21 protein-coding genes are annotated in these 19,080 nt (G+C 44.7%); 14 read left to right on the forward strand and 7 right to left on the reverse strand.

What is annotated here, in order from left to right; translation table 11 throughout:
• Window positions 1–129 precede the first annotated feature (129 nt).
• On the reverse strand, window positions 130–669 hold the full coding sequence (gene msrA, locus QQL66_RS07455; protein WP_284380445.1) for a peptide-methionine (S)-S-oxide reductase MsrA: 540 nt from the start codon (window positions 667–669) through the stop codon (window positions 130–132).
• A 424-nt stretch (window positions 670–1,093) separates the two neighbouring features.
• Between msrA and QQL66_RS07460 the strand changes: the two genes are divergently transcribed.
• Window positions 1,094–2,155 (forward strand): hypothetical protein, encoded by a 1,062-nt coding sequence (locus tag QQL66_RS07460; RefSeq protein ID WP_284380447.1) that lies wholly within the window; start codon window positions 1,094–1,096, stop codon window positions 2,153–2,155.
• A gap of 149 nt (window positions 2,156–2,304) precedes the next feature.
• Here the strand turns inward: QQL66_RS07460 and QQL66_RS07465 are convergent, their stop codons facing one another.
• Window positions 2,305–3,222: a LysR family transcriptional regulator gene (locus tag QQL66_RS07465; RefSeq protein ID WP_284380448.1), complete on the reverse strand. Its 918-nt coding sequence runs from the start codon at window positions 3,220–3,222 to the stop codon at window positions 2,305–2,307.
• Between the two features lie 357 nt (window positions 3,223–3,579).
• On the opposite strand from QQL66_RS07465, the gene QQL66_RS07470 reads away from it, so the two are divergent.
• From QQL66_RS07470 to QQL66_RS07515, 10 genes are all read left to right on the forward strand, one after another.
• The gene (locus QQL66_RS07470) at window positions 3,580–4,272 is read left to right on the forward strand and encodes a glutathione S-transferase family protein (protein WP_284380450.1); all 693 of its coding nucleotides are present in this window, start codon (window positions 3,580–3,582) and stop codon (window positions 4,270–4,272) included.
• A 309-nt stretch (window positions 4,273–4,581) separates the two neighbouring features.
• Window positions 4,582–5,787 carry an aminotransferase class I/II-fold pyridoxal phosphate-dependent enzyme gene (locus QQL66_RS07475; protein WP_284380451.1) on the forward strand — a complete coding sequence of 402 codons (1,206 nt, stop codon included), beginning with the start codon at window positions 4,582–4,584 and terminating at the stop codon, window positions 5,785–5,787.
• A complete protein-coding gene (locus tag QQL66_RS07480) occupies window positions 5,771–6,364 on the forward strand; it encodes a DUF6190 family protein (RefSeq protein ID WP_284380453.1) in 594 nt (197 codons plus the stop codon). The genes QQL66_RS07475 and QQL66_RS07480 overlap by 17 nt, the downstream gene beginning before the upstream one ends.
• Entirely contained in the window at window positions 6,357–7,148 is a 792-nt protein-coding gene (locus QQL66_RS07485) for a dihydrodipicolinate synthase family protein (RefSeq protein WP_284380455.1), read from the forward strand. The genes QQL66_RS07480 and QQL66_RS07485 overlap by 8 nt, the downstream gene beginning before the upstream one ends.
• A gap of 12 nt (window positions 7,149–7,160) precedes the next feature.
• Window positions 7,161–8,018, forward strand: coding sequence for an iron-containing redox enzyme family protein (locus tag QQL66_RS07490; protein WP_284380456.1), 858 nt, complete (start codon window positions 7,161–7,163; stop codon window positions 8,016–8,018).
• Window positions 8,015–8,419, forward strand: a complete 405-nt coding sequence (locus QQL66_RS07495; protein WP_284380458.1) for a Rieske (2Fe-2S) protein — start codon at window positions 8,015–8,017, stop codon at window positions 8,417–8,419. The genes QQL66_RS07490 and QQL66_RS07495 overlap by 4 nt, the downstream gene beginning before the upstream one ends.
• A 16-nt stretch (window positions 8,420–8,435) precedes the next feature.
• Window positions 8,436–8,879, forward strand: a complete 444-nt coding sequence (locus QQL66_RS07500) for a DoxX family protein (protein ID WP_284380460.1) — start codon at window positions 8,436–8,438, stop codon at window positions 8,877–8,879.
• A 15-nt stretch (window positions 8,880–8,894) separates the two neighbouring features.
• Window positions 8,895–9,950 (forward strand): 50S ribosomal protein L11 methyltransferase, encoded by a 1,056-nt coding sequence (locus QQL66_RS07505; protein WP_284380462.1) that lies wholly within the window; start codon window positions 8,895–8,897, stop codon window positions 9,948–9,950.
• Window positions 9,951–10,223: 273 nt separating this feature from the next.
• A complete protein-coding gene (locus QQL66_RS07510) occupies window positions 10,224–10,544 on the forward strand; it encodes a TraR/DksA family transcriptional regulator (protein WP_284380464.1) in 321 nt (106 codons plus the stop codon).
• A gap of 90 nt (window positions 10,545–10,634) precedes the next feature.
• Window positions 10,635–11,126, forward strand: coding sequence for a VOC family protein (locus QQL66_RS07515; RefSeq protein WP_284380465.1), 492 nt, complete (start codon window positions 10,635–10,637; stop codon window positions 11,124–11,126).
• Between the two features lie 228 nt (window positions 11,127–11,354).
• Here the strand turns inward: QQL66_RS07515 and QQL66_RS07520 are convergent, their stop codons facing one another.
• From QQL66_RS07520 to QQL66_RS07535, 4 genes are all read right to left on the reverse strand, one after another.
• Complete coding sequence (locus QQL66_RS07520) at window positions 11,355–12,362, reverse strand: DUF2156 domain-containing protein (protein WP_284380467.1); 1,008 nt, start codon at window positions 12,360–12,362, stop codon at window positions 11,355–11,357.
• A 70-nt stretch (window positions 12,363–12,432) separates the two neighbouring features.
• Complete coding sequence (locus QQL66_RS07525) at window positions 12,433–13,080, reverse strand: class I SAM-dependent methyltransferase (protein WP_284380469.1); 648 nt, start codon at window positions 13,078–13,080, stop codon at window positions 12,433–12,435.
• A gap of 253 nt (window positions 13,081–13,333) precedes the next feature.
• Window positions 13,334–14,026 (reverse strand): class I SAM-dependent methyltransferase, encoded by a 693-nt coding sequence (locus tag QQL66_RS07530; RefSeq protein WP_284380471.1) that lies wholly within the window; start codon window positions 14,024–14,026, stop codon window positions 13,334–13,336.
• On the reverse strand, window positions 14,026–14,223 hold the full coding sequence (locus QQL66_RS07535) for a hypothetical protein (protein ID WP_284380473.1): 198 nt from the start codon (window positions 14,221–14,223) through the stop codon (window positions 14,026–14,028). Before QQL66_RS07535 ends, QQL66_RS07530 begins: the two co-directional genes overlap by 1 nt.
• 214 nt (window positions 14,224–14,437) lie before the next feature.
• Between QQL66_RS07535 and QQL66_RS07540 the strand changes: the two genes are divergently transcribed.
• From QQL66_RS07540 to QQL66_RS07550, 3 genes are all read left to right on the forward strand, one after another.
• A complete protein-coding gene (locus tag QQL66_RS07540; protein WP_284380475.1) occupies window positions 14,438–16,369 on the forward strand; it encodes a ribonuclease R family protein in 1,932 nt (643 codons plus the stop codon).
• A 114-nt stretch (window positions 16,370–16,483) separates the two neighbouring features.
• Window positions 16,484–17,701: a methyltransferase gene (locus QQL66_RS07545; protein WP_284380477.1), complete on the forward strand. Its 1,218-nt coding sequence runs from the start codon at window positions 16,484–16,486 to the stop codon at window positions 17,699–17,701.
• A gap of 80 nt (window positions 17,702–17,781) precedes the next feature.
• A complete protein-coding gene (locus QQL66_RS07550; RefSeq protein WP_284380478.1) occupies window positions 17,782–18,336 on the forward strand; it encodes a hypothetical protein in 555 nt (184 codons plus the stop codon).
• Between the two features lie 100 nt (window positions 18,337–18,436).
• On the opposite strand, the gene QQL66_RS07555 is transcribed toward QQL66_RS07550, so the two are convergent.
• Window positions 18,437–19,045 (reverse strand): flavin reductase family protein, encoded by a 609-nt coding sequence (locus tag QQL66_RS07555; protein ID WP_284380479.1) that lies wholly within the window; start codon window positions 19,043–19,045, stop codon window positions 18,437–18,439.
• Between the last annotated feature and the right edge of the window lie 35 nt (window positions 19,046–19,080).

A 19,080-nucleotide genomic window follows, 5' to 3' on the forward strand; every position in this document is an offset into this window, starting at 1 on the left:
TTTAATTCCTCTTGCTTACTATCCTTTACTAAGAGCATAGTATTTCTTGAGCACTCTGCCCCTGATCAACATCAGTTTGGTTTCAAATTTCTTTATTCCTGTGCATCCAATCACCACTGAAATAATTGCTTATTCGCCTTCGATGAGTTCCTTATGCTCTAACACGAATTTTCTCAACTTAGGTTGAATAACGAACTGACAATACCGCTCATTCGGGTTCTCAGAAAAATAATTCTGGTGATAGTCTTCCGCCTCATAAAAGTGATCAACCGGACTCACCTCAGTAACAATAGGATCACTCCAAATGCCCGATTGATTGAGTTCATTAATAACCTGTTCAGCAACGCATTTCTGGTCTTCATTGTGATAGAAAATCACCGATCGATACTGAGTACCAATGTCCGCGCCCTGCCGATTTAACGTGGTAGGATCATGAATGGCGAAGAACGCCTTTAACAATGTTTCAAGATCCACCTTAGAAGCATCAAACTCAACCTGAACCACTTCTGCATGCCCTGTTTCACCGGTGCAAACCGCTTTATAGGTTGGGTTTAACATTGACCCACCTGAGTATCCAGACTTGGCAGATTGAACACCATTAATCAGTTGCAATGCGCCTTCCACACACCAAAAACACCCACCACCTAATGTTATGCTTTCAATCGCCATAGTTTATCCCCTCATCGTTTATGTTAATTAGAATAGTCATTCGGCTTACAGTTCCATTCCATCCGCTGAATGACTGGTGCTAAATTTGGAAGCATCCTGCATTTCAACCGCTTCCTTTAAAGCGCTACCAACCGGGTCTTCATTATTAAGCGAAGTAAGAAAAAAGAATGAAAGCCCGTGGCAACTGAAAATCCCACACAATCCCAAGCATTCCTGCTCGCTACAACAAGCCTATCGGACGTTTGCAGATATGCAAAATAGCTTTGCACTGCTTTCATCTGCGGATGATGTTCTCATCCATATAACCTTGTTAGTGTTTTTGCCACCTCTAACTAACGGAATAGGTACAATAATGAAATTACTTTCGAGAATACTTAGCCCTGCCCTCGTCCTCATGCTAGGCGCTGCATGTTCAAGCGAATCAATGGCGGGAGAAAACCACACGCTGAAGCGCTCCATCTCTGGCTACAACACCAACGCTGCACTCAACCACTCAGATGAATATGCCTGGCAACTGTTCACCGATTTGAATCACCCAGCCAAGCTCTCAGATTGCAAACCCGATCACGACAAGCAACTCGGAGATAATGGACTCACCGTTTGGGAAGTTTGGCAATCTCGTGAAGAAACCTTCCTTGACGGTGCAGCAAAGCCCCCTCGCTGGAAAGATGGCTGTGCAAACGGCGGGTTCTATTCGTATCCGGTTGGCAATTACAGTAACTTTGATGATGAAGCCGTTCGTATTAACCCAAAAGCCTATCGCTTCATTCGTAAAAACCACCTATACAGCCTTGATGAACAAGAACGCCTTGCTCAAGCAGGCGTGAGAGACATTGATTTTCCTTTGGGTTCCAAAACCGTTAAAGCCGGCTGGGTGAAAATTGCGGAAGCTGACAAGCCTTACTACCACTGGGTAGAAGTTGAGCGTGACGGGGAAACCATTATCTATGGTCTTTCAGCCATGCACATTGCGTCTAAAGACTACCCAACCTGGTTCTGGGCTACCTTCGAGCATGTCGATAACGATACTCGCTGGAATCAAGTTTACCCGGAAGCATTCCAAGGCTGGGTCATACCATCCAAAGACAGTGCTGCGTGTCCGCCAACAAACCTGTCTTGTAATGAGATTCCTCAAGGCTTTGGCCTGGAAGGCACTAAGTGGGAAAACTATCGTTTGCGCGGGACCCAAACAGAAATTGTGGACAACCGAGGAAATCCGACGGTATTGGTGAACTCCCATCTTGAAGGTGTGCTCGATCAAGGGTCTATGTCATGTGTTTCCTGTCACGCTCTTGCGGTGAAGGGAGAATCAGGAGACTCCATGCCAATTCCGATCACTGAAGGTACCAACGATGAAGGTTTACCGATGGGCCACATTGGCGCTCTTAATCCAACTCTGTTTTTGGATGAAAACGGCAATGCTATTCCCTACGTTGGTTTGGATTACGTATGGACGTTACGCAACGCTAAACGTGAAGGTCTTTAATTTTTCATTCAGTGAAAGATTAGGCTGAAGAAACACATCAGGAGCTAACCGCTAACAGGTCATCACTAAAAGATAACCACCAAACGCTCACCTGAACAGGTTGGCTCCTGTAATCCACATGATCCGCAAAGCGCGAACCACGCTATAAATCAACGATCAACCTGACAATTATATTCAATAAATAAAGGCTCGGTTCGGAGCTTATCTATCAAAAACTCTTTGAATACTTTTAATCGACGACAATTTCTCATGTCCGGGTGATACAACAACCAGATATTACTCGGGTTGATAAAATCGACGGTAAATAACCGTTTAAGAGAAGGTTTTGCCTGATCATCCGGTAACAGAGCAATTCCGACTCCGGCTACAGCCAGTGCCGACATGGATACCAAATCATTACTCCGGGCAGCAATGTTTTCTGCAGGAATGTTTTCCCTGATCCACTTAAAGGCAGGCAAGTTCATTAAATTAATGTGGCTGCAAATCAATTTATGACGAGGCAAATCATCAACAGTCTCCGGTTCACCATGCTCAGCCAAATACTCTTCCGACGCATAGGCAGACCACCTTAGAGAGAAGAGGTGTTTTCCCACCAAATAGTCAGGCGGCGCTGGACACGCACGAATGGCTAGATCAGCCTCACGCTTGGATAAATTACAGTCATTGTTAGTCACGTGTAAATTGACGATGATTTCAGGGTGTTCTTTCTGAAAATCACCAATGTATTTGGGTAAAAAGGCATAACCAAAGTTATGCGGCACAGTGAGATTAATTTGCCCGTACAGTCCGTTATTCTGGTTATCCAAAGCCAGCTGGATATCAGCCACCCGATCTACGATATCCTCAACATAATTTAAGATATCCATTCCCAACTCGGATAAATGATAACCGTCGGAACTTCGAATAAAGACTTTGGCTCCCAATGCCTCTTCCAAATGATTGATTCGCCGAAACACCGTGGAATGATTCACCTTCAATGCCGTCGCGGCTTTGGCTAACGATTCATTTCGGGACACAGCGACCAGATACTTTAAATCGTCCCAGTTTAAGTTATCCAACTTAATCATTGCTTATCCTTATTCTTTCCCTGAAACGCTCTCTATCAGAACCGAGATAATTAATAGTTATTCATTATTCTATGCCAACTGTATTAAGCACGGCTATCCCTTGCACATTCCTTTCATATTGAATCTTTTAACATTGATACCCCGTGAAGCGTTCGAGTCTATCACCCTAATAAACTCTAACCCGTTAACGATTAGGCATATCTGTCAATACGTAAAACTGCAAACGCAGTCGTTATTATTGCAAACCTGGTCGAAAGAAGTTTCAGATAAAATTGTCAATAGATAGAACAGATACTCATCTTTCTTACACAACAAGCACAACTCTCCCTTCTTAATATTTCGACCGGAGCTATTGATATGACATCATCCGACTTAGAACTTGTCAGCCACCACTTATGCCCCTACGTTCAGCGCTCTGTGATTGTGTTGACTGAGAAAAATATCCCGCATAAACGCACTTACATCGACCTAGGCAACAAACCGGAGTGGTTCAAAAAAATATCCGCGACAGGAAAAGTGCCGCTCTTAAGAGTGAATGACGACGATGTGTTGTTTGAATCTATGGTGATTTGCGAATACCTGAATGAAACAACACCCGGCTCCCTTCATCCGGAAGACAGTCTTCGGAAGGCACAACATCGTTCATGGAACGAATTTGCCTCTCAAATCCTGAATAACATCGGGCAACTCTATAACGCAAAGACTCCTCAAGCGTTTACAGATGCTTCCGAACAACTCAGATTAAAGTTTGAGCGATTGGAACAGGAAATCACGCTTCCCTACTTCTCAGGGCCTGATTTCTGTATGACCGACGCCGCATTTGGCCCGGTTTTTCGCTACTTTGATGTGATTGATGAATACCTGGATACTGATCTCTTTTCAGGTCTTGATAAGGTTAAAAAATGGCGCAACGTTCTTTCCGAGCGGGCGTCCGTTAAGCAAGCAGTGACAGCCGACTATCCCGAGCGACTAACCACTTTTCTGCTCAACCGTAACAGCCACTTGTCCTCTTTGATTGAATCCCAATTCGCGGAACTCGATCACGCTTAACCTCATCTCTACATTCAACACGTATCTGGCCATTCTGCATTTCAGAAATCTATGGGAATGCAGAATGGCCAGAAATTTCTGTGACCCTTTTTGCACCCTCACGCTGGCATTTTTGCAATCCCCTTTTGCAGAAAAAAACATCTAAGAATCAATCATTTAAAAAATTTACTTGCTAGTATGAATCTCGAATTGAGAAGCATGTTGTTCACTTATTTGCAAGGGATATGCGCTGTAACCTCATCACCATTTCAGTTTTTTAATGATGACTAACTCATCTTAAGTAACCAGTAAATTTAATAGGAGGCCATTATGGATAATACAGTTCTTGAACAACCCTCAAACCTTGAAACGAGCAACAAGTCAGAGCTCTTAGATATCACTCAGCACGAAATTGAAGCGCTAAAAACAGAATACAACCTTGCTGACGCCCACACCCATCAAAGCCAGAGCGAATCCCAAAAGCAAATCGTTAACAGCCTTCCAAACCTCTGGTATACGGCAGAAAAGAAAACCCAATACGAATGCGAACAAGAGTTCATCGAAAAGTTCTACACAATGCACGGACAAACCACCGCATTGAAGCGTAAAGATGAAATCTACCTGGTATATGCCGCCTCTATTTCCATGCACATTACGGCAACCTACCTAATGCAACGAGGTCTGAGCGTTGGTCTGATTGAGCCTTGTTTTGATAACCTACACGACTTGATGAAACACATGCGTGTTCCACTATCCCCCTTAGACGAATCCTTATTTACAGACCCAAGCACCATCTATGACAACATGGTGAAGCACGCTCTGGGTCTTGATGCCATTTTCATCGTTGACCCAAACAACCCAACCGGTTTCAGTATTTTTTCAGACGGGACTGAAGCCTTCATGGAGCTGGTTCGATTCTGTAAAGACTACAACAAGCTGCTCATCATGGATTTCTGTTTCAGTGCTTTCATCAAGGTATCTGGTGGTGCTCGCTTCGATGTATATGAAATCCTTGAAGGCAGTCAGGTAAGCTTCATTGCAATGGAAGACACAGGTAAAACCTGGCCTATTCAAGACGCCAAGTGCTCGACATTGCAAACCAGCAAAAACATTAACGACGATGTGTATAACATCCTGACCAGTGTTCTACTCAATGTTTCTCCGTTCATTCTGAACATGGTGACTCGATACGTCGAAGACAGCATGAAGGACGACTTTGCATCTGTACGTAATGTCTTGGATGTAAACCGGGAACTAGCCATCAATTACTTAGACGGAGGCCTGCTCCGCTATTGCGCTCCCCAAATCAAATCCAGCGTGGCCTGGTTTGAAATCACCGATCCCAACATCAATGCAGACCAGCTTCAGGAAACACTACGGGCTCACAACGTCTACGTGTTACCAGGTAAATACTTCTACTGGGCACATCCGGAAAGAGGCCAACGCTTCATTCGTTTAGCACTCGCGCGAAACTCGGACATGTTCTTGGGCGCAATGAAAGTGGCGGCAGGAGTAATCAATGAACTTGAGAAATAACAAAGTCTTCATCGACGCTTCGCTCTTTATGGGTATGCACTCCGAAAACGAAACGGTTCGCCAAAGATCAGTAGGATTTATGGCAAGCTGCTTCAAGGATCAAGTATTCATGAACCTTGAACAGGTGGGGCTGTGTGATGAGCACGTTTGGCAATATGAGCGTCAGATACAAGACGCTTATTACCCATTCATGGACGTTCTGCACAGCGAAATGGATGTTCAGCGTGTTGGCTATTGCGAAGCGGATATCGCTCGTATTAATGAGGATGATAGGTTTGCAAGTGCTCACCTATCTGTTCAACAGAAGCTCTTGATCGCGCAAGTAATTAATCAAAACGGAGTGTTGTTCACCCATGATCAAGCGCTTCATGCCCAGAACTCATTTCAAGAATATTTAGGGCAGTTTGAAGAGCATCTAACACCATCAATCACAATCACCAAAGCAGAGAAAATACCTACCCCTGAAATGCCTCAGGAACCGGTGTTTTCAACGATTCTGGATGCGCTTTACGAAACATCAAAAGTGTTGGTTGTGCCCTTTAAATCCAGTGCCTCAGGAAGTGAACAGTATGTCTAATAAATCTATTCTTATCCCTCTGGTAACGCCTCTGAATGTACAGAAAAAGGTGTGTGAGTTCAGTGTTAAAGCCTTAATTGAGCGTACCAAAAGTTATACAGAAGGCTACATTCCGTGCCTGACCTCAGGCGAAGGCTGGAAACTCAGCGAAGAAGACTGGTGCGATATGGTGGCCTATACCCGAAAATACGCTCCGACTCATCGTATTGTCGCCGGTATTGAGAAGCCTACCACCGAAGAAGTGCTTCGCTTTGCACAACTTGGCGCCGAGCTAGGCATTGATGGCATCATCATTACCAGTCCATTTGATGAAGCCATCAGCCAGGAAGACATCTATCAACACTATCGCAAAGTTCATGATCAGCTTTCGATTGATATCTACATCTACAACGAATCTGAGCTTTCACTGAATACAACACAGCCTGAAACCTTGGTCAGAATTTCTGAACTGCCAAGAGTCGTTGGCATTAAGGAATCGAGCAATTCAGAGGAATTCAACGCCATTCGAGCGCACTTACAATCCAACGGCGTAAAGGTCTATCAAGGCTGGGAAGACAAGATCGTCGATGACCGATTTGCAGACGGAAACATTTGCTCGCTGAGCAACGTCTACCCTCAACTCTGTCTGCAAGCCACTCAGGCACCATCGGATGAATTGAAGTCCCAAATCGGAGAACTGTGTGAACGCCACCAGATTTTCGCTGAAGATTGGTACGCACACATCAAACACTTTCTGAATAGCACCGGTGTCATTTCAAGTGATTACTGCTTTGATCCGTCTTGAAGGAAGTAGCATATGATCAATCAACAACAACTGTACCATTACAACCGCGATCAGGTTATCCATGCCAAACCCCATGAACAATCGTTCTTAGACTTTGAGCAGCAATGGATTGATGCGGCGCTCAGCTCACTTTCTAGCACACCGGTGATTGATAGCTATGAGCATTTAGTGAGTGAAATAAAACAAATGATCACAATGGAATCCGCCGACGAACCCGACAGTGCCCGCTTTGTTTCGGAGCGGATCTCACTCGAACAGTTTCGTATTCTGGTACAAGAATTTGCCCTCGATGGATTGACCGAAGCGCAGATCTTCTACGCGATCATGCCCCGCTTGTCATTAGCAGCCCAACTGCCGATGTTGCGAATTCTTATCGATGAGTTTGGTTCAGCCAACCCTGCCAAAACGCATACCAAGTTGTATCGTAAACTGCTGGAAGAACTCACCATGCCGACCGAGGTGGACTACTACTTCGATAAGATCGAAAGCAGCAGTTATGCCTTTGTTAACATGTTCTATTGGCTGACATTACGCGCCGATGATCCATCCTACTTTGTTGGTGCGCTCACCTACCTTGAAAGCATTATTCCTGCCGTGTTTCCTTGCTATACCGAAGCCTGCCAACGCTTAGGTATTGAGCAACATCATTATTACAGCGAGCACTGTCACATTGATGATTTTCACGCCAAAGAATGCTTTCGCATCCTCAAAGCTATGCATCAAACCGACACTCTGAATGTGAAAAAAGCCTGGCAGGGTGTGAATCTGGCTAGCTTAGTTACCAATCAGGCATTTGAACAAGCAGTGCTTAAAGCCCAGCGCGTATCTCAACTGCACGCGCGAGCGTCTGTTACGGAGACACAACCATGACAGATACGGCTATGACAGATACGGCTATGACAGAAACAGCTCGAACAAACACCGTAGTGACAGACACATCCAGAGTTACTCTGATGGCTGAGAGCCAGGAGTATCGGGAGGAAGGAACATTTCTACTGTCGCATGAAGGCAAGTGTTATCGCCTTCCGCGACACTGCCCACATCGTGCGGGTCGACTTGATCACGGCAAGGTCAATTGGGAGAAAAAAACCATTGCCTGTCCTCTGCATCAATCCGTTTTCCGAATTGATACAGGAGAGCAAGTCGCAGGCCCCGAGTGTGGCAGCTTAACGGTAGAAATCTCATCAGTCTCTGATGAACACGCAGTACCTAAAAGCAGTAATCTAAAATCAACTCCTCACAACAACGGAACCTTACAACAAAACCCATAAATACGGAGATACAACTATGAATACAAACCTTAGTCCATATGGTCTGTTACTGATGCGCATCGCTTTAGGCGTTGTTCTGTTATCACACAGCCTTTATTTAAAAATGGTGGTATTCACATTAGCAGGGACCGCCAACTACTTTGATTCCATCGGATTACCCGGTTGGTTTGCCTATGTGGTCTTTTTTGTCGAAGCCATTGCTGGCATATCACTGATCATCGGCTTTAAGACCCGTCTTTCGGCAGCCTTGGTTGTTCCGATTCTTCTGGGAGCTACCTGGGCACACAGTGGGAACGGATGGTTATTTACAGCTGAAAACGGTGGCTGGGAATATCCTCTATTCCTTTCCTTCATTGCGGCAGCAGTGGCTTTGACAGGGCCTGGTGCTTACGCATTGGAATCCAACAAACTCAGCCTAGTGGATGAATTAAGTCCAGCCAAGGCATTGTCCAACCATTAAGGAAGGAGGCCGGTTGTGAATAATCATTCCCCTTATGCCGAGTATGAAACGAATCAACCTTGGCTGCCCTTTTCCGAGGTGTTACTCGATTGGGATGAGTCCTTCCACCAGCTAATGCTCAATGATCGCCTGCGAATGCAGGCGTATGAGCAAGCAATCAAAGAGACGGTCAAAGCCGGTGATGTGGTGGTGGATCTTGGTGCCGGAACGGGTATTTTGAGTTTGTGGGCATTAGAAGCAGGCGCCAGTCGCGTCTACGCAATTGACCTCGACTCCGATATCCTAAAGCTTGCCGAACAATCGATGGCGAAAACAGAGTACGCTGATCGTTTCATTGCCCTCAATCAGCTTTCCTATGATGTAACATTACCTGAACGTGCCGATGTTCTGATCTCAGAGATCCTTGGCAATATCGCCGATAATGAAGATTTCCAACCCATCATCTGCGATGCCATTGAGCGCTTTCTGAAACCTGATGGAAAGTGCCTGCCCAGAGATGCCTGCTCGTTTATCGCGCCGGTCACTTCGGAAGTGGCACACAACGCCATCAAACAAGGAAAGATCAAGACACTTAACCCCAATTATCAATTGGATAAACTGCTGGAACAGAAGGCCATAAATAATCGCTTTAACCTGTACTACGATACTGTGCTGCCAGCATCGTCCCGACTCAGTCAGCCTCAGGCGATTCAGCGATATCATGGTGATTGGAGTCAATCTTCCACCTACCATAAATCGCGTTCCTTTGTGATTGAACAAGATGCTCGATTAACAGGTTTTCAGTGTTACTTCATAGCGACATTGAGCGACAACATCTCTCTGGATATTTCCGGTGACTGTTTAGTTAAGCGCAGCTGTTCAGACAGCTGGAAGCATGCCTATCTTCCCATTGAAGAGTGTATTGATGTGAAAAAAGGAGACATTATCTCCTTAAGCTTCAGCCGGTATTACCCGGAAGATGCCTGTTCCCTAGCGTTCCGTCAGATTTATCGCTGGAAAGGAAACGTCATGCGAAATGGAGACAGTATTGCGACCTTCGATCAATGCATGGATGAACGGGTTTTTGACTAACTTAGCCGCTACTCGTTAGCCCACAATACCAGCTTTATCATGACCATATTTAGTGGTCATGATAAGGCCCACTCTTGATCAGAATCATCCCTTGCCCCCTAGAATTAAGCGTTTCCCCCTGCGTACTTCATTTCATCAGATATACTTAAAAAGTAGGACAATGACTTTTCCTATTCTTCATCTGATATATATCAATACACGCTAATCAATCGCCTGAGATGATGATTTCAATTAGGAATGATTCAGCAAACGTCAGAATCTAGGAGGTGGCTTATGGATCTTGATCATGTCAGAACAAAGCTTCTGGAACAAAAAGAGCAAATTGAACGTAGAGTTAGCGCAATCAGTAAAGACTTAAATCGATCTGAGCCTATGAGCCAGGACTTCAGTGAACAAGCAACTGAGCAAGAAAACCTGGATGTATTGCACGCACTCGAACACGAAGGTAAAGAAGAACTCCAACTAATCAAAAGCGCACTCAATCGCTTACAAAGCGGTGAATATGGGCTTTGCAGTCTTTGCGGTGAAGAGATTAATCCAGCCCGTTTAGATGCACTTCCTTTTGCAACAACCTGTATTGGCTGCGCAGAATAAATCCACTTTGTATAGATCTTAGGGCTGTTCTAAAGTTAGTGTATCGCTAACCCCTATCCGAAGCCATTGGGCTTCTTAATGGACAGCCCTATGTCGTCTTCCCACTACAAACCGAACCATGTACCTCAGCTAACGCCTTGTCTTACGGTTGAAGAACCAGAGAAGTCGATCAACTTTTATGAGCTGGCTTTTGGCTTTGAAACGATAGGCAACCCCATCGTCAAAGAAGGTTTGGTTATCTTTGCTGAAATGTTCTGTCTGGAAGCAAGAATCATGATTCAACGCCAGGGCAGCTTCAGCAGCATTTCCCAAACACCAAAACAAATCGGGACTCAACAAGGTATCGGTATTTATCTCTACATCCCGGACATTGAATCCCACTTTGAACGCGCTCAATCCTGCGGAGCAACCATTCTGTCTGAGTTGATAGACACCTTTTGGGGCGATCAGATCTACACGGCCAAAGACCTGGATGGTTATCTCTGGACCTTTGCTCAGAAGATTTCAGACCCTAATGCCATAGACGAAGACATTGCGTTCACCGACATGTGGCCGCAAGAAGTGTTGATTCAAGATGAGTAACTCAAGCACAAGAACAGCAACCCAAGCACAAAAAGAACAATCGACCCCAAAGACTGAACAATGAAGCCCTATACCTGAAACTCAACGAGTAAAGGCATCCCAAAAGACTCTTTTACACAAGAGCCCCCAAAAAAGAGCCCCCAAAAAAGAGCCGCCCATAAAAAAGCCCACCAATGGTGGGCTAAAAACGTAATAACGCAAAAGCGGAATATCTGCCTCCAAACGAGGTTAAAGCAGATTCGATAGCAACAGCACGCCTAGAATATCGCGCGTTGGCAATGAGCGGCGGTGACAATAGTAAATTTTAAACTCTTCACCACGGAAACGACTTTTCGTGAAATGTAATCCTTTAAAGTTGTATAGGAAATTACACTTGTCGTAGACAAACTTCATGATGCCTTTCAACACATTTGACTCATGTGAAGCAGGTGCATCAAGACCCGCAAGAGGAATCAGACCAAGGTCAATACGTTCTACACCTTCCTCTTTAAACACCTCCATCGCATGTAACATTAAGGTATACCAGATACCTTGTTTGAAAGACGCACATGCACGAGAAATGTTAGGCACATAACTAACAATTTTATTGTTCTCATAAATCGGATCAAAGAAGATGAAGCCAACAGGCTCACCATCCTGATACGCATAGAAGCTACGAGAACCTTCCTTATAGTCCATGCTCATAGGACGAATAAGGAAATTAATTTCTTTCTTACTCACTTTACGAGTTTGCAACCACGCCTTGGAAATCTCTTTCGTGCGCTGCTCTGCATAACTTTCTTTTACTTCGATACCACGCTTTTCCGCTTGGTTAAGCGCAGTTCGCAAAACTTGCTTCTTCTTACCTTTAAGCGACCACTTCGTCAGATCAATAAAAGACTCGATACCAAACTGTGTTGAGTTATAACCAAATCGGTTGTGCATCATAACGGCTACGTCTTCAGATGCCTGAACAAAGGAAGTGTTTGGATGCTTATTCAAAAATTGAGCAACCAAATGCTCTCTGTGCTCTGGAGCGCAGATCGGGTCACCCAGTACAAAAGACACACCAAATTTTTGTTTGTAGCCAATGAAACCAACACCTGGCAGATCAAAATACTTCATACCTGGCTGCATAGCAGAATAAGACTGGCTATGACCACCGAATTGCTTTAAGTACTCAACGCGTTCAGAAAGAGAGAAGCCACTAAATCCAGTGAGCGCCTTCCCCGAGACAAGAATTGATTGATCTTCCATTGTTCCGCCCTCTATTTTTATTCTTATTGTTTTTAAGAGTCCTGAAGACTCAGATCTATGCCATTACTGCTTAGGCAGCTTTGCGCCCTAAAATCGACCAATAGGCATTAAATTTTAAAAAGCTGAACGGTTTCTTGTCTTCAATATCCAATCCGGCTTTTTTCATAACTTCTGGGTAGTTATACACTTCGTGCAGTGCATTCTTGGTGAAGGCAACAAAAATCAATACAGCGCCATACCAATAAGCTTTCTTCAAGGTACGAACCAAAACATTGCCCGTTGGATACATAAAGTCACCAACAACCACATGACCACCCGGCTTACATAGACTGATTAAATGATTTAAAACGTCTGGCATCATTGATTTGTTGAAAACATTCAGGAAGAAGTTCGCAACCACCATGTCGTACTGTTCAATTTCATCAACTTTGAAAATATCATTGTGAACCTGACGAACCGTCACTTGGATATTTTCTTTCTCTAACAGCTTCTGGAAGTTATCCAGCATGGTTTTAGACAGATCAACAACCGTAACGTCAGCACCCAACTTAGCCGCATGAATAGCATCTCGGCCGTGGCCAACACCAGCAAATAGTACTTTCTGTCCAGGTTTTAGGCGATCCAGATTGGCAATTTTACAGTTTTCAATTTGTTGACCACTGTAGACTCTGCCAAGAAAGTCATAGATAGGTCCGATCCACTTATAGTTATCACGCATTGGTATGCTTCCGTATTGTTATTATTTTTGGAACATATTGTTGTTATATCTTGTTCAGCACTAAGACTAATGCTTGCACTTGAGTCCTTCAAGCCAAAAATTTAGATAATTGTGAATTAATGCTCATTTTGATCAAAGGAGTCATTTGTTGTGGATAAACGGCATCCCAACAAACTCTTAAAACTACTCCCTTTATAAGAAAAGGCTATAAATCGAAAAAAATTGATATAGATATCAAGCTATTATCCGCTCTTTATTCACCATCCTTCCTAAACACAACAACATCCTGACTTTCAAACTCACAATCCAACTGATGGTGCTGCGCCAGCCACTCGAACGTCGACTCACTATAAAAGCAGATATGGGTTGGATCGTTCTTATAGTGCCATTGGCCAAATGCATCACGATTGATCACCCGCTTTGTCATCATAACGATGATCCCACCAGGATTAACCAACTCAACTAATTTGGAAAACACCTGATCAGGTGCAGCTACATGCTCTATCACTTCGGTGCACGTAATAAAGTCATAGCTTTGAGCCAATACATCCAGGTTTGCCGCATAGTACGGATCGTAGACAGACATCGCATACCCAGCATCGCTCAACATCCCAGCTAACACCGGCCCTGGGCCACAGCCAAAGTCGAGACCGGAAGCCGGTGCAGTAACGCGGTTCACCACAGGTGTCAGTGCTCTTGATAGAAAATTTCGATAACCCTGGTCGTCAGACACGTTTTGATGAAGATCGTATTCAGACTTTTCTTGCTCAGGAGATAAATGATAAGAAGAAGGAACAAACACCAAATGACATTCGCCACATTGCAAGTAAGGTCGCTTTCGATCCTGCCAATAGGGTTGAGGCTTTGAACTTGAGCACAACGGACAGTGAAGAGAGTCTACGGATAGCTCTGCAAAATGATCTTTGTGAGATTTTCGTCGGGCCATTAATGCGCCTTTACCTTAACTTCACCACAGCGGGCACAACGATAGACGGTTACTAATTTACCGGACTTCACATCAAACTGTTTTTTCTTATCTATTTCCCACTTATGGAAACCACTTTTGCACAAGGTTTTACCCTTGGCTTTTTCTTTGGCTTTCTGTTTAGGGTCGGGGCGTTTGAATTGAATGACATTTCCCATACGGTTCTCAATCTAAAATACAACTGACCGGATACCAGTAATTTTCATCATTCATCACTGGTTTATCCGAATAGCAGACGTTATCATGCGCACCATTGAATTACACCTGATCTAGGACACAAGCTTTACCCGCCTATTTGGCACAATACCCCGTCCTACCAAGCATTCTTAGCAAATTACACAGACACGACTTAATACGCAGACCTATATTATCATGATCAATCCAGACGCATTGGCTCAATTGAAGCAACTCAAGCAAGAAATTAAAGCAAGCAAGCCCGTCTTTAAAGGCACCATTAAAGCCACCTCCACCAAGTTTGGATTCGTTATTCTCGAAGATGATCGTGAAATCTTTTTGCCACCCGATGAATATCAAAAAGTATTACCGGGTGATGCCGTAGAAGTTGCGCTGTTAAATGCAGATCAAGACAAACCAAGTGCAGAAATTGAGAAGTTAATTAAGAGCGATGTAAAAACCTTAATTGGTCGATACATTGTGAAAGGCAAAGGTCACTTTATCGATGCAGAAATCGGCCGTGCCAATCGTTGGATTTTTATCCCACCCAACAAACGTAAAGATGCCAAAGAAGGCGACTATTTAGAATGTAAACTGATTCGTCATCCCTTCAAGAACGATGGGAAGGCACAAGCAGAAGTAGTCTCTGTACTCGGGAACGATACAACGCCGGGAATCGAAGAAGCGTTGACCATTCGCCGCTATCAGTTAGCCGATGCTTTTCCTGAAGCCGTGATTGCACAAGCCGCTCAACTGAAAGAAGCCGGTTTGGAAGCACTGGTTTCCCAAGCCGAAGACTTCACAAGCATTCCTTTTGTCACGATTGATTCTGCCAACACACAAGATATGGATGATGCGTTATACGCTGAAGCCAATGACAATGGCTATGTATTAAAGGTTGCCATTGCCGATCCTAGTAGCCTAGTAGAAGAAAACTCCCCGATTGATTTAGAAGCCAAACGCAGAGCCACTTCAACCTATCTGGTGGATCAATCACTTCCGATGATGCCTAAAGAGCTATCAACCGATTTGTGTTCGTTGGTACCTAATGCGCCTCGTCTGGCGTTGTTAGCCAGTTTCCAGATCGACAACAATGGCGTCATCGTCGAGAAAAGTTTTACAAAAGGCGCGGTCCAATCTCATGCAAAACTAAGTTACAGCGATGTAGCTGAGTTCCTGGATCAAGGTACCAACGGCACCATTACAGAACACAGTGATGATGTAGTTACCTCCCTGAAAACACTTCAGCAGGTTGCAGAACTACTTAAGCAGCAGCGCCCAACACAAGTACTGCCTGATCGACCAGATTTTCGTATCCATCTGGATGACGATAAGAAAGTCAGTCACATCGAGCGCATTAACAAAACATCGGCGCATAAGTTGGTCGAAGAATGTATGGTCGCCACAAACTTCCAGATTGCGTCTTTCCTAAATGAAAACCAACTGGCAGCGTTGTACATCAACCACGCGGGTATCCGTGAAGACCGAATCGAGCTGATTCAAAAAGTCACCAAAGAACACGGTTTAGACGTTTCCAGTGATCAACTGAGAACACCAAAAGCGTATCAGCAAGTTCTTCAACAAGCTGACGAGCTGAATCTTGAAATCCCTCTGGCTCAGCTGATCAATCGCAATATGGAACGCAGTGAAATGACACTCGACGCCAAGCCTCACGTAGGAATGGCGCTTGAATGTTATACCACAGGCACGTCACCAATTCGTAAATACAATGATTTGGTAATTCACCGAATTTTATCGGCGCACCTGACTCAATCCACACAACCAAAAGTTTCAGTGGAACTTGCCCAGTCGATTCAGGAGCAACAACTGCAGTCACGATCCGCAGCTAATGACCTAGAACAATGGATGAAGTGCCAATTTTCCGAAACACTGAAAGGTCAAACCTTCGACGCACAGATCTGTGGTGTTAACAGTGCGGGCTTCCACGCTCGAATTGAAGACAATGGCATTGAAGGCTTTATCAACGCAAAAGAGTTGAACACAACCTTCAATCAGGAACTGATGGAACACACTACCGAAACCACACGTTATCAATTGCAGATGCCTGTGACCGTAAAAGTGAAAGACGTTAACTGGGATCGCAAGCAAGTGGTTTTCACTCTGGTGTAATTAATTCCATTAACCCTTTCTGTGTTCTACAAAGAGTGGTCTACCAGCGCATAACCCAAGGTAACAACGACCTTGAGTTATGGCAGACCACTCTGAACGACACCAAACATCCCCATGAGCACAACCCAACACGACCATTGGCAAACCACCGAAGATCTTCTTCCGATCATTACTCGGCTGGATCAACTGCTCCACACCCATGAATCGATCTGGAAACCAGAGCCCTTTCAGCATCTACACTTGCCCTGGCAAGCCTTATACCCAGAACTGTCTGAACGATTGTTGGCATTAACGAACGACGAATTAGACACACTGCAAACCCAACCGGAACAATTGATCGCGTTAGTCGACGAATGTTTGTCGCTCAACGAACAGCTGCTCTCATCGACGCAGGTGCCCTCGTTGGCCAATCGATCGCACTTAAATCAAATTCCGGATCGATTGAAATCTGGTATTCCTGGGCGTAAGTGGCATCAAATAGAAGCCTTTGTTCAACAGCTTCCACATGCACACAGATACACCGACTGGTGCTGTGGAAAAGGCCACTTAGCTCGCCTGATACACGCCCAACACCAATGCCCGGTATCAGGGCTGGAATATGATCAGTCATTGTGCGAGAAAGGCAATCAGCTGTCAGAGAAGTTCCAAAGCCAAGTCCAGATTATTCAACAGGATGTCTTAGACGTTATTTCAGACAGGTCGGTGTTTCAGGGCCACCAGACGGCACTCCATGCCTGTGGCGATTTACACAAGTCGGTGTTACGTCAGTCAGTGGAAAACAAGGCTCACAGCTTAACCATTTCACCTTGTTGTTATCATTTAACGTCTGACAAGTTGTACCAACGCATTTCCTCCTTTCAAGGAAAGCTGTCTTTATCGCAACAAGATCTCAAACTCGCCGTGCAGGAAACAGTCACCGCACCTTCACGTGATCAACGTAATCGGCGCACTTTGAAGCATTGGCGTTTGGCGTTTGATTTACTACAGCGAGACGTTACCGGCAATTCTGAGTATGCGCCATGCCCATCAACGCCCTACTCGATTATTCCACAGGGTTTCACAGCGCTGGTCGCTGATTTTGCCAGGCACCTTGATATCGAAATTCCTGGAGACTGCGATTACCAGAAGTATCTTGATCAGGCCGAACGCCGTCTTCATCAAATTGAACGGCTGGAGCTTGGCCGACAAGCCTTTCGGAGAACGCTGGAACTCTGGTTGGTTTATGACAGGGCATTATTTCTTGCGGAAAGTGGCTATCAGGTTAAGGTCGGCACCTTTTGTGAGCGATCATTGACACCACGCAACCTTCTCATTCAGGCAAAACGCATATAATCAACGAGAGGTATCAGTATGTTCCTCCGTATTGTTGCCTCAATCGCATCATCCATCATGAGTTTGACCGAGTACTGCCTATGCTAAATTCCAACCCTCTCTACCAAGCCATTGATAAGCAACACCAACAGCTTGGCGAACTGTTCGTCATGCATCAAGAAGCCTTATTACTACAAAACATTGAGCTGGCCATTGAAATCTTCTACAGCTACAAGTCCCTTCAAGTAGCACACTTAACCTTTGAAAATGACACATTACTGCCCGAGTTGGCGAAGTTACCAGAGACTCGTTGGCCACATACCCTGTACGTTCATGAACACAACAAGGTACGTGATTTACTGGATAAAAACGTTAACGCCCTAAATCAAACTCAAAACTTGCTCAAAGATCAAAGCACGACTCCACAACAATATCGACGATGGGTGATCGATCTTTTTGAACAACAAAAATCCCTTAAAAATGTATTGGAACACCATGAGCAAAGAGAAGAGCAAGGGATGCTAGCTGAGTTATTTGAGCACTTGGACCCGGCTCGCGTGACCCGTTTAGCAGAGGGATTGGAAGCCTTCACTCAACCAGAACTGGATATTGTTTTCAGTAAAAGTGCTTCCTGGCTTAAACAGCTGAACGGCTAATACGATCAGCTGATATCAGGTTCTTTTACATACCACAAGCGTTTACATACCAAGTACATTTACATACCAAGAGCTTTTACAGATCGCCAAACAGCCTGGATTACTCCGGACGAGGCACGGAAATAATGTCCCCCAACGATGCGTATTCACTGGCCCCTAAACGACCAATGGGATCAACGGATTTCGCATCCACTTGCAGCCTCGGTTCCAGAGTAGCAACACGCTCCGATAAATACACCGACTGAATCTCACCAAATACCAAGCCTTGAGCGTTGTTGCCCATCTCTTGAATTTCATAGAGTGAACAATGCATCGCCACATCACATTGTTCCACACGCGGTAATGCTTTCCCCCAATCATCGGTCAGAGTCAGGTCAATATGCGCCATTTCAGACTCACCGTAATCCAAGGTTCTTGCTGTCTCAGTCATCGGACCAGCTAAATGCGAACCAGCAATATGAAGGACAAAGTCCTTGGTGCGTTCAATGTTTCTTCGCGTATCTTTCACTTCACCGGAAGGCTTCTTCCCCACAGAAAACATAATGATGGGAGGATTACTGCAAACTGCAGTAAAAAACGAATACGGCGCCAGGTTGTAATTTCCACCTTCATTTTGAGTCAACACCCAAGCCACTGGACGAGGAATAATCGTCTGAGTCATTAAATGATAGGCTTGGGGGCCGACCAACGAATCCATGTCGATAATCATTATCTGATCCTTAATGTATAAATCGAATACGATGC

The organism is Litoribrevibacter albus, assembly GCF_030159995.1.
Taxonomy (GTDB): Bacteria; Pseudomonadota; Gammaproteobacteria; order Pseudomonadales; family Litoribrevibacteraceae; genus Litoribrevibacter; species Litoribrevibacter albus.

Bases quoted from the DNA above. Each gene is read 5' to 3' on its own strand.
- QQL66_RS07555 (WP_284380479.1), bottom strand. From the start codon at position 19,045: ATGATTATCGACATGGATTCGTTGGTCGGCCCCCAAGCCTATCATTTA.
- QQL66_RS07510 (WP_284380464.1), top strand. From the start codon at position 10,224: ATGGATCTTGATCATGTCAGAACAAAGCTTCTGGAACAAAAAGAGCAA.
- QQL66_RS07470 (WP_284380450.1), top strand. From the start codon at position 3,580: ATGACATCATCCGACTTAGAACTTGTCAGCCACCACTTATGCCCCTAC.
- QQL66_RS07530 (WP_284380471.1), bottom strand. From the start codon at position 14,026: ATGGCCCGACGAAAATCTCACAAAGATCATTTTGCAGAGCTATCCGTA.
- QQL66_RS07515 (WP_284380465.1), top strand. From the start codon at position 10,635: ATGTCGTCTTCCCACTACAAACCGAACCATGTACCTCAGCTAACGCCT.
- QQL66_RS07535 (WP_284380473.1), bottom strand. From the start codon at position 14,223: ATGGGAAATGTCATTCAATTCAAACGCCCCGACCCTAAACAGAAAGCC.
- QQL66_RS07525 (WP_284380469.1), bottom strand. From the start codon at position 13,080: ATGCGTGATAACTATAAGTGGATCGGACCTATCTATGACTTTCTTGGC.
- QQL66_RS07460 (WP_284380447.1), top strand. From the start codon at position 1,094: ATGGCGGGAGAAAACCACACGCTGAAGCGCTCCATCTCTGGCTACAAC.
- QQL66_RS07520 (WP_284380467.1), bottom strand. From the start codon at position 12,362: ATGGAAGATCAATCAATTCTTGTCTCGGGGAAGGCGCTCACTGGATTT.
- QQL66_RS07495 (WP_284380458.1), top strand. From the start codon at position 8,015: ATGACAGATACGGCTATGACAGATACGGCTATGACAGAAACAGCTCGA.
- msrA (WP_284380445.1), bottom strand. From the start codon at position 669: ATGGCGATTGAAAGCATAACATTAGGTGGTGGGTGTTTTTGGTGTGTG.
- QQL66_RS07490 (WP_284380456.1), top strand. From the start codon at position 7,161: ATGATCAATCAACAACAACTGTACCATTACAACCGCGATCAGGTTATC.
- QQL66_RS07540 (WP_284380475.1), top strand. From the start codon at position 14,438: ATGATCAATCCAGACGCATTGGCTCAATTGAAGCAACTCAAGCAAGAA.
- QQL66_RS07485 (WP_284380455.1), top strand. From the start codon at position 6,357: ATGTCTAATAAATCTATTCTTATCCCTCTGGTAACGCCTCTGAATGTA.
- QQL66_RS07545 (WP_284380477.1), top strand. From the start codon at position 16,484: ATGAGCACAACCCAACACGACCATTGGCAAACCACCGAAGATCTTCTT.
- QQL66_RS07500 (WP_284380460.1), top strand. From the start codon at position 8,436: ATGAATACAAACCTTAGTCCATATGGTCTGTTACTGATGCGCATCGCT.
- QQL66_RS07465 (WP_284380448.1), bottom strand. From the start codon at position 3,222: ATGATTAAGTTGGATAACTTAAACTGGGACGATTTAAAGTATCTGGTC.
- QQL66_RS07550 (WP_284380478.1), top strand. From the start codon at position 17,782: ATGCTAAATTCCAACCCTCTCTACCAAGCCATTGATAAGCAACACCAA.
- QQL66_RS07480 (WP_284380453.1), top strand. From the start codon at position 5,771: ATGAACTTGAGAAATAACAAAGTCTTCATCGACGCTTCGCTCTTTATG.
- QQL66_RS07475 (WP_284380451.1), top strand. From the start codon at position 4,582: ATGGATAATACAGTTCTTGAACAACCCTCAAACCTTGAAACGAGCAAC.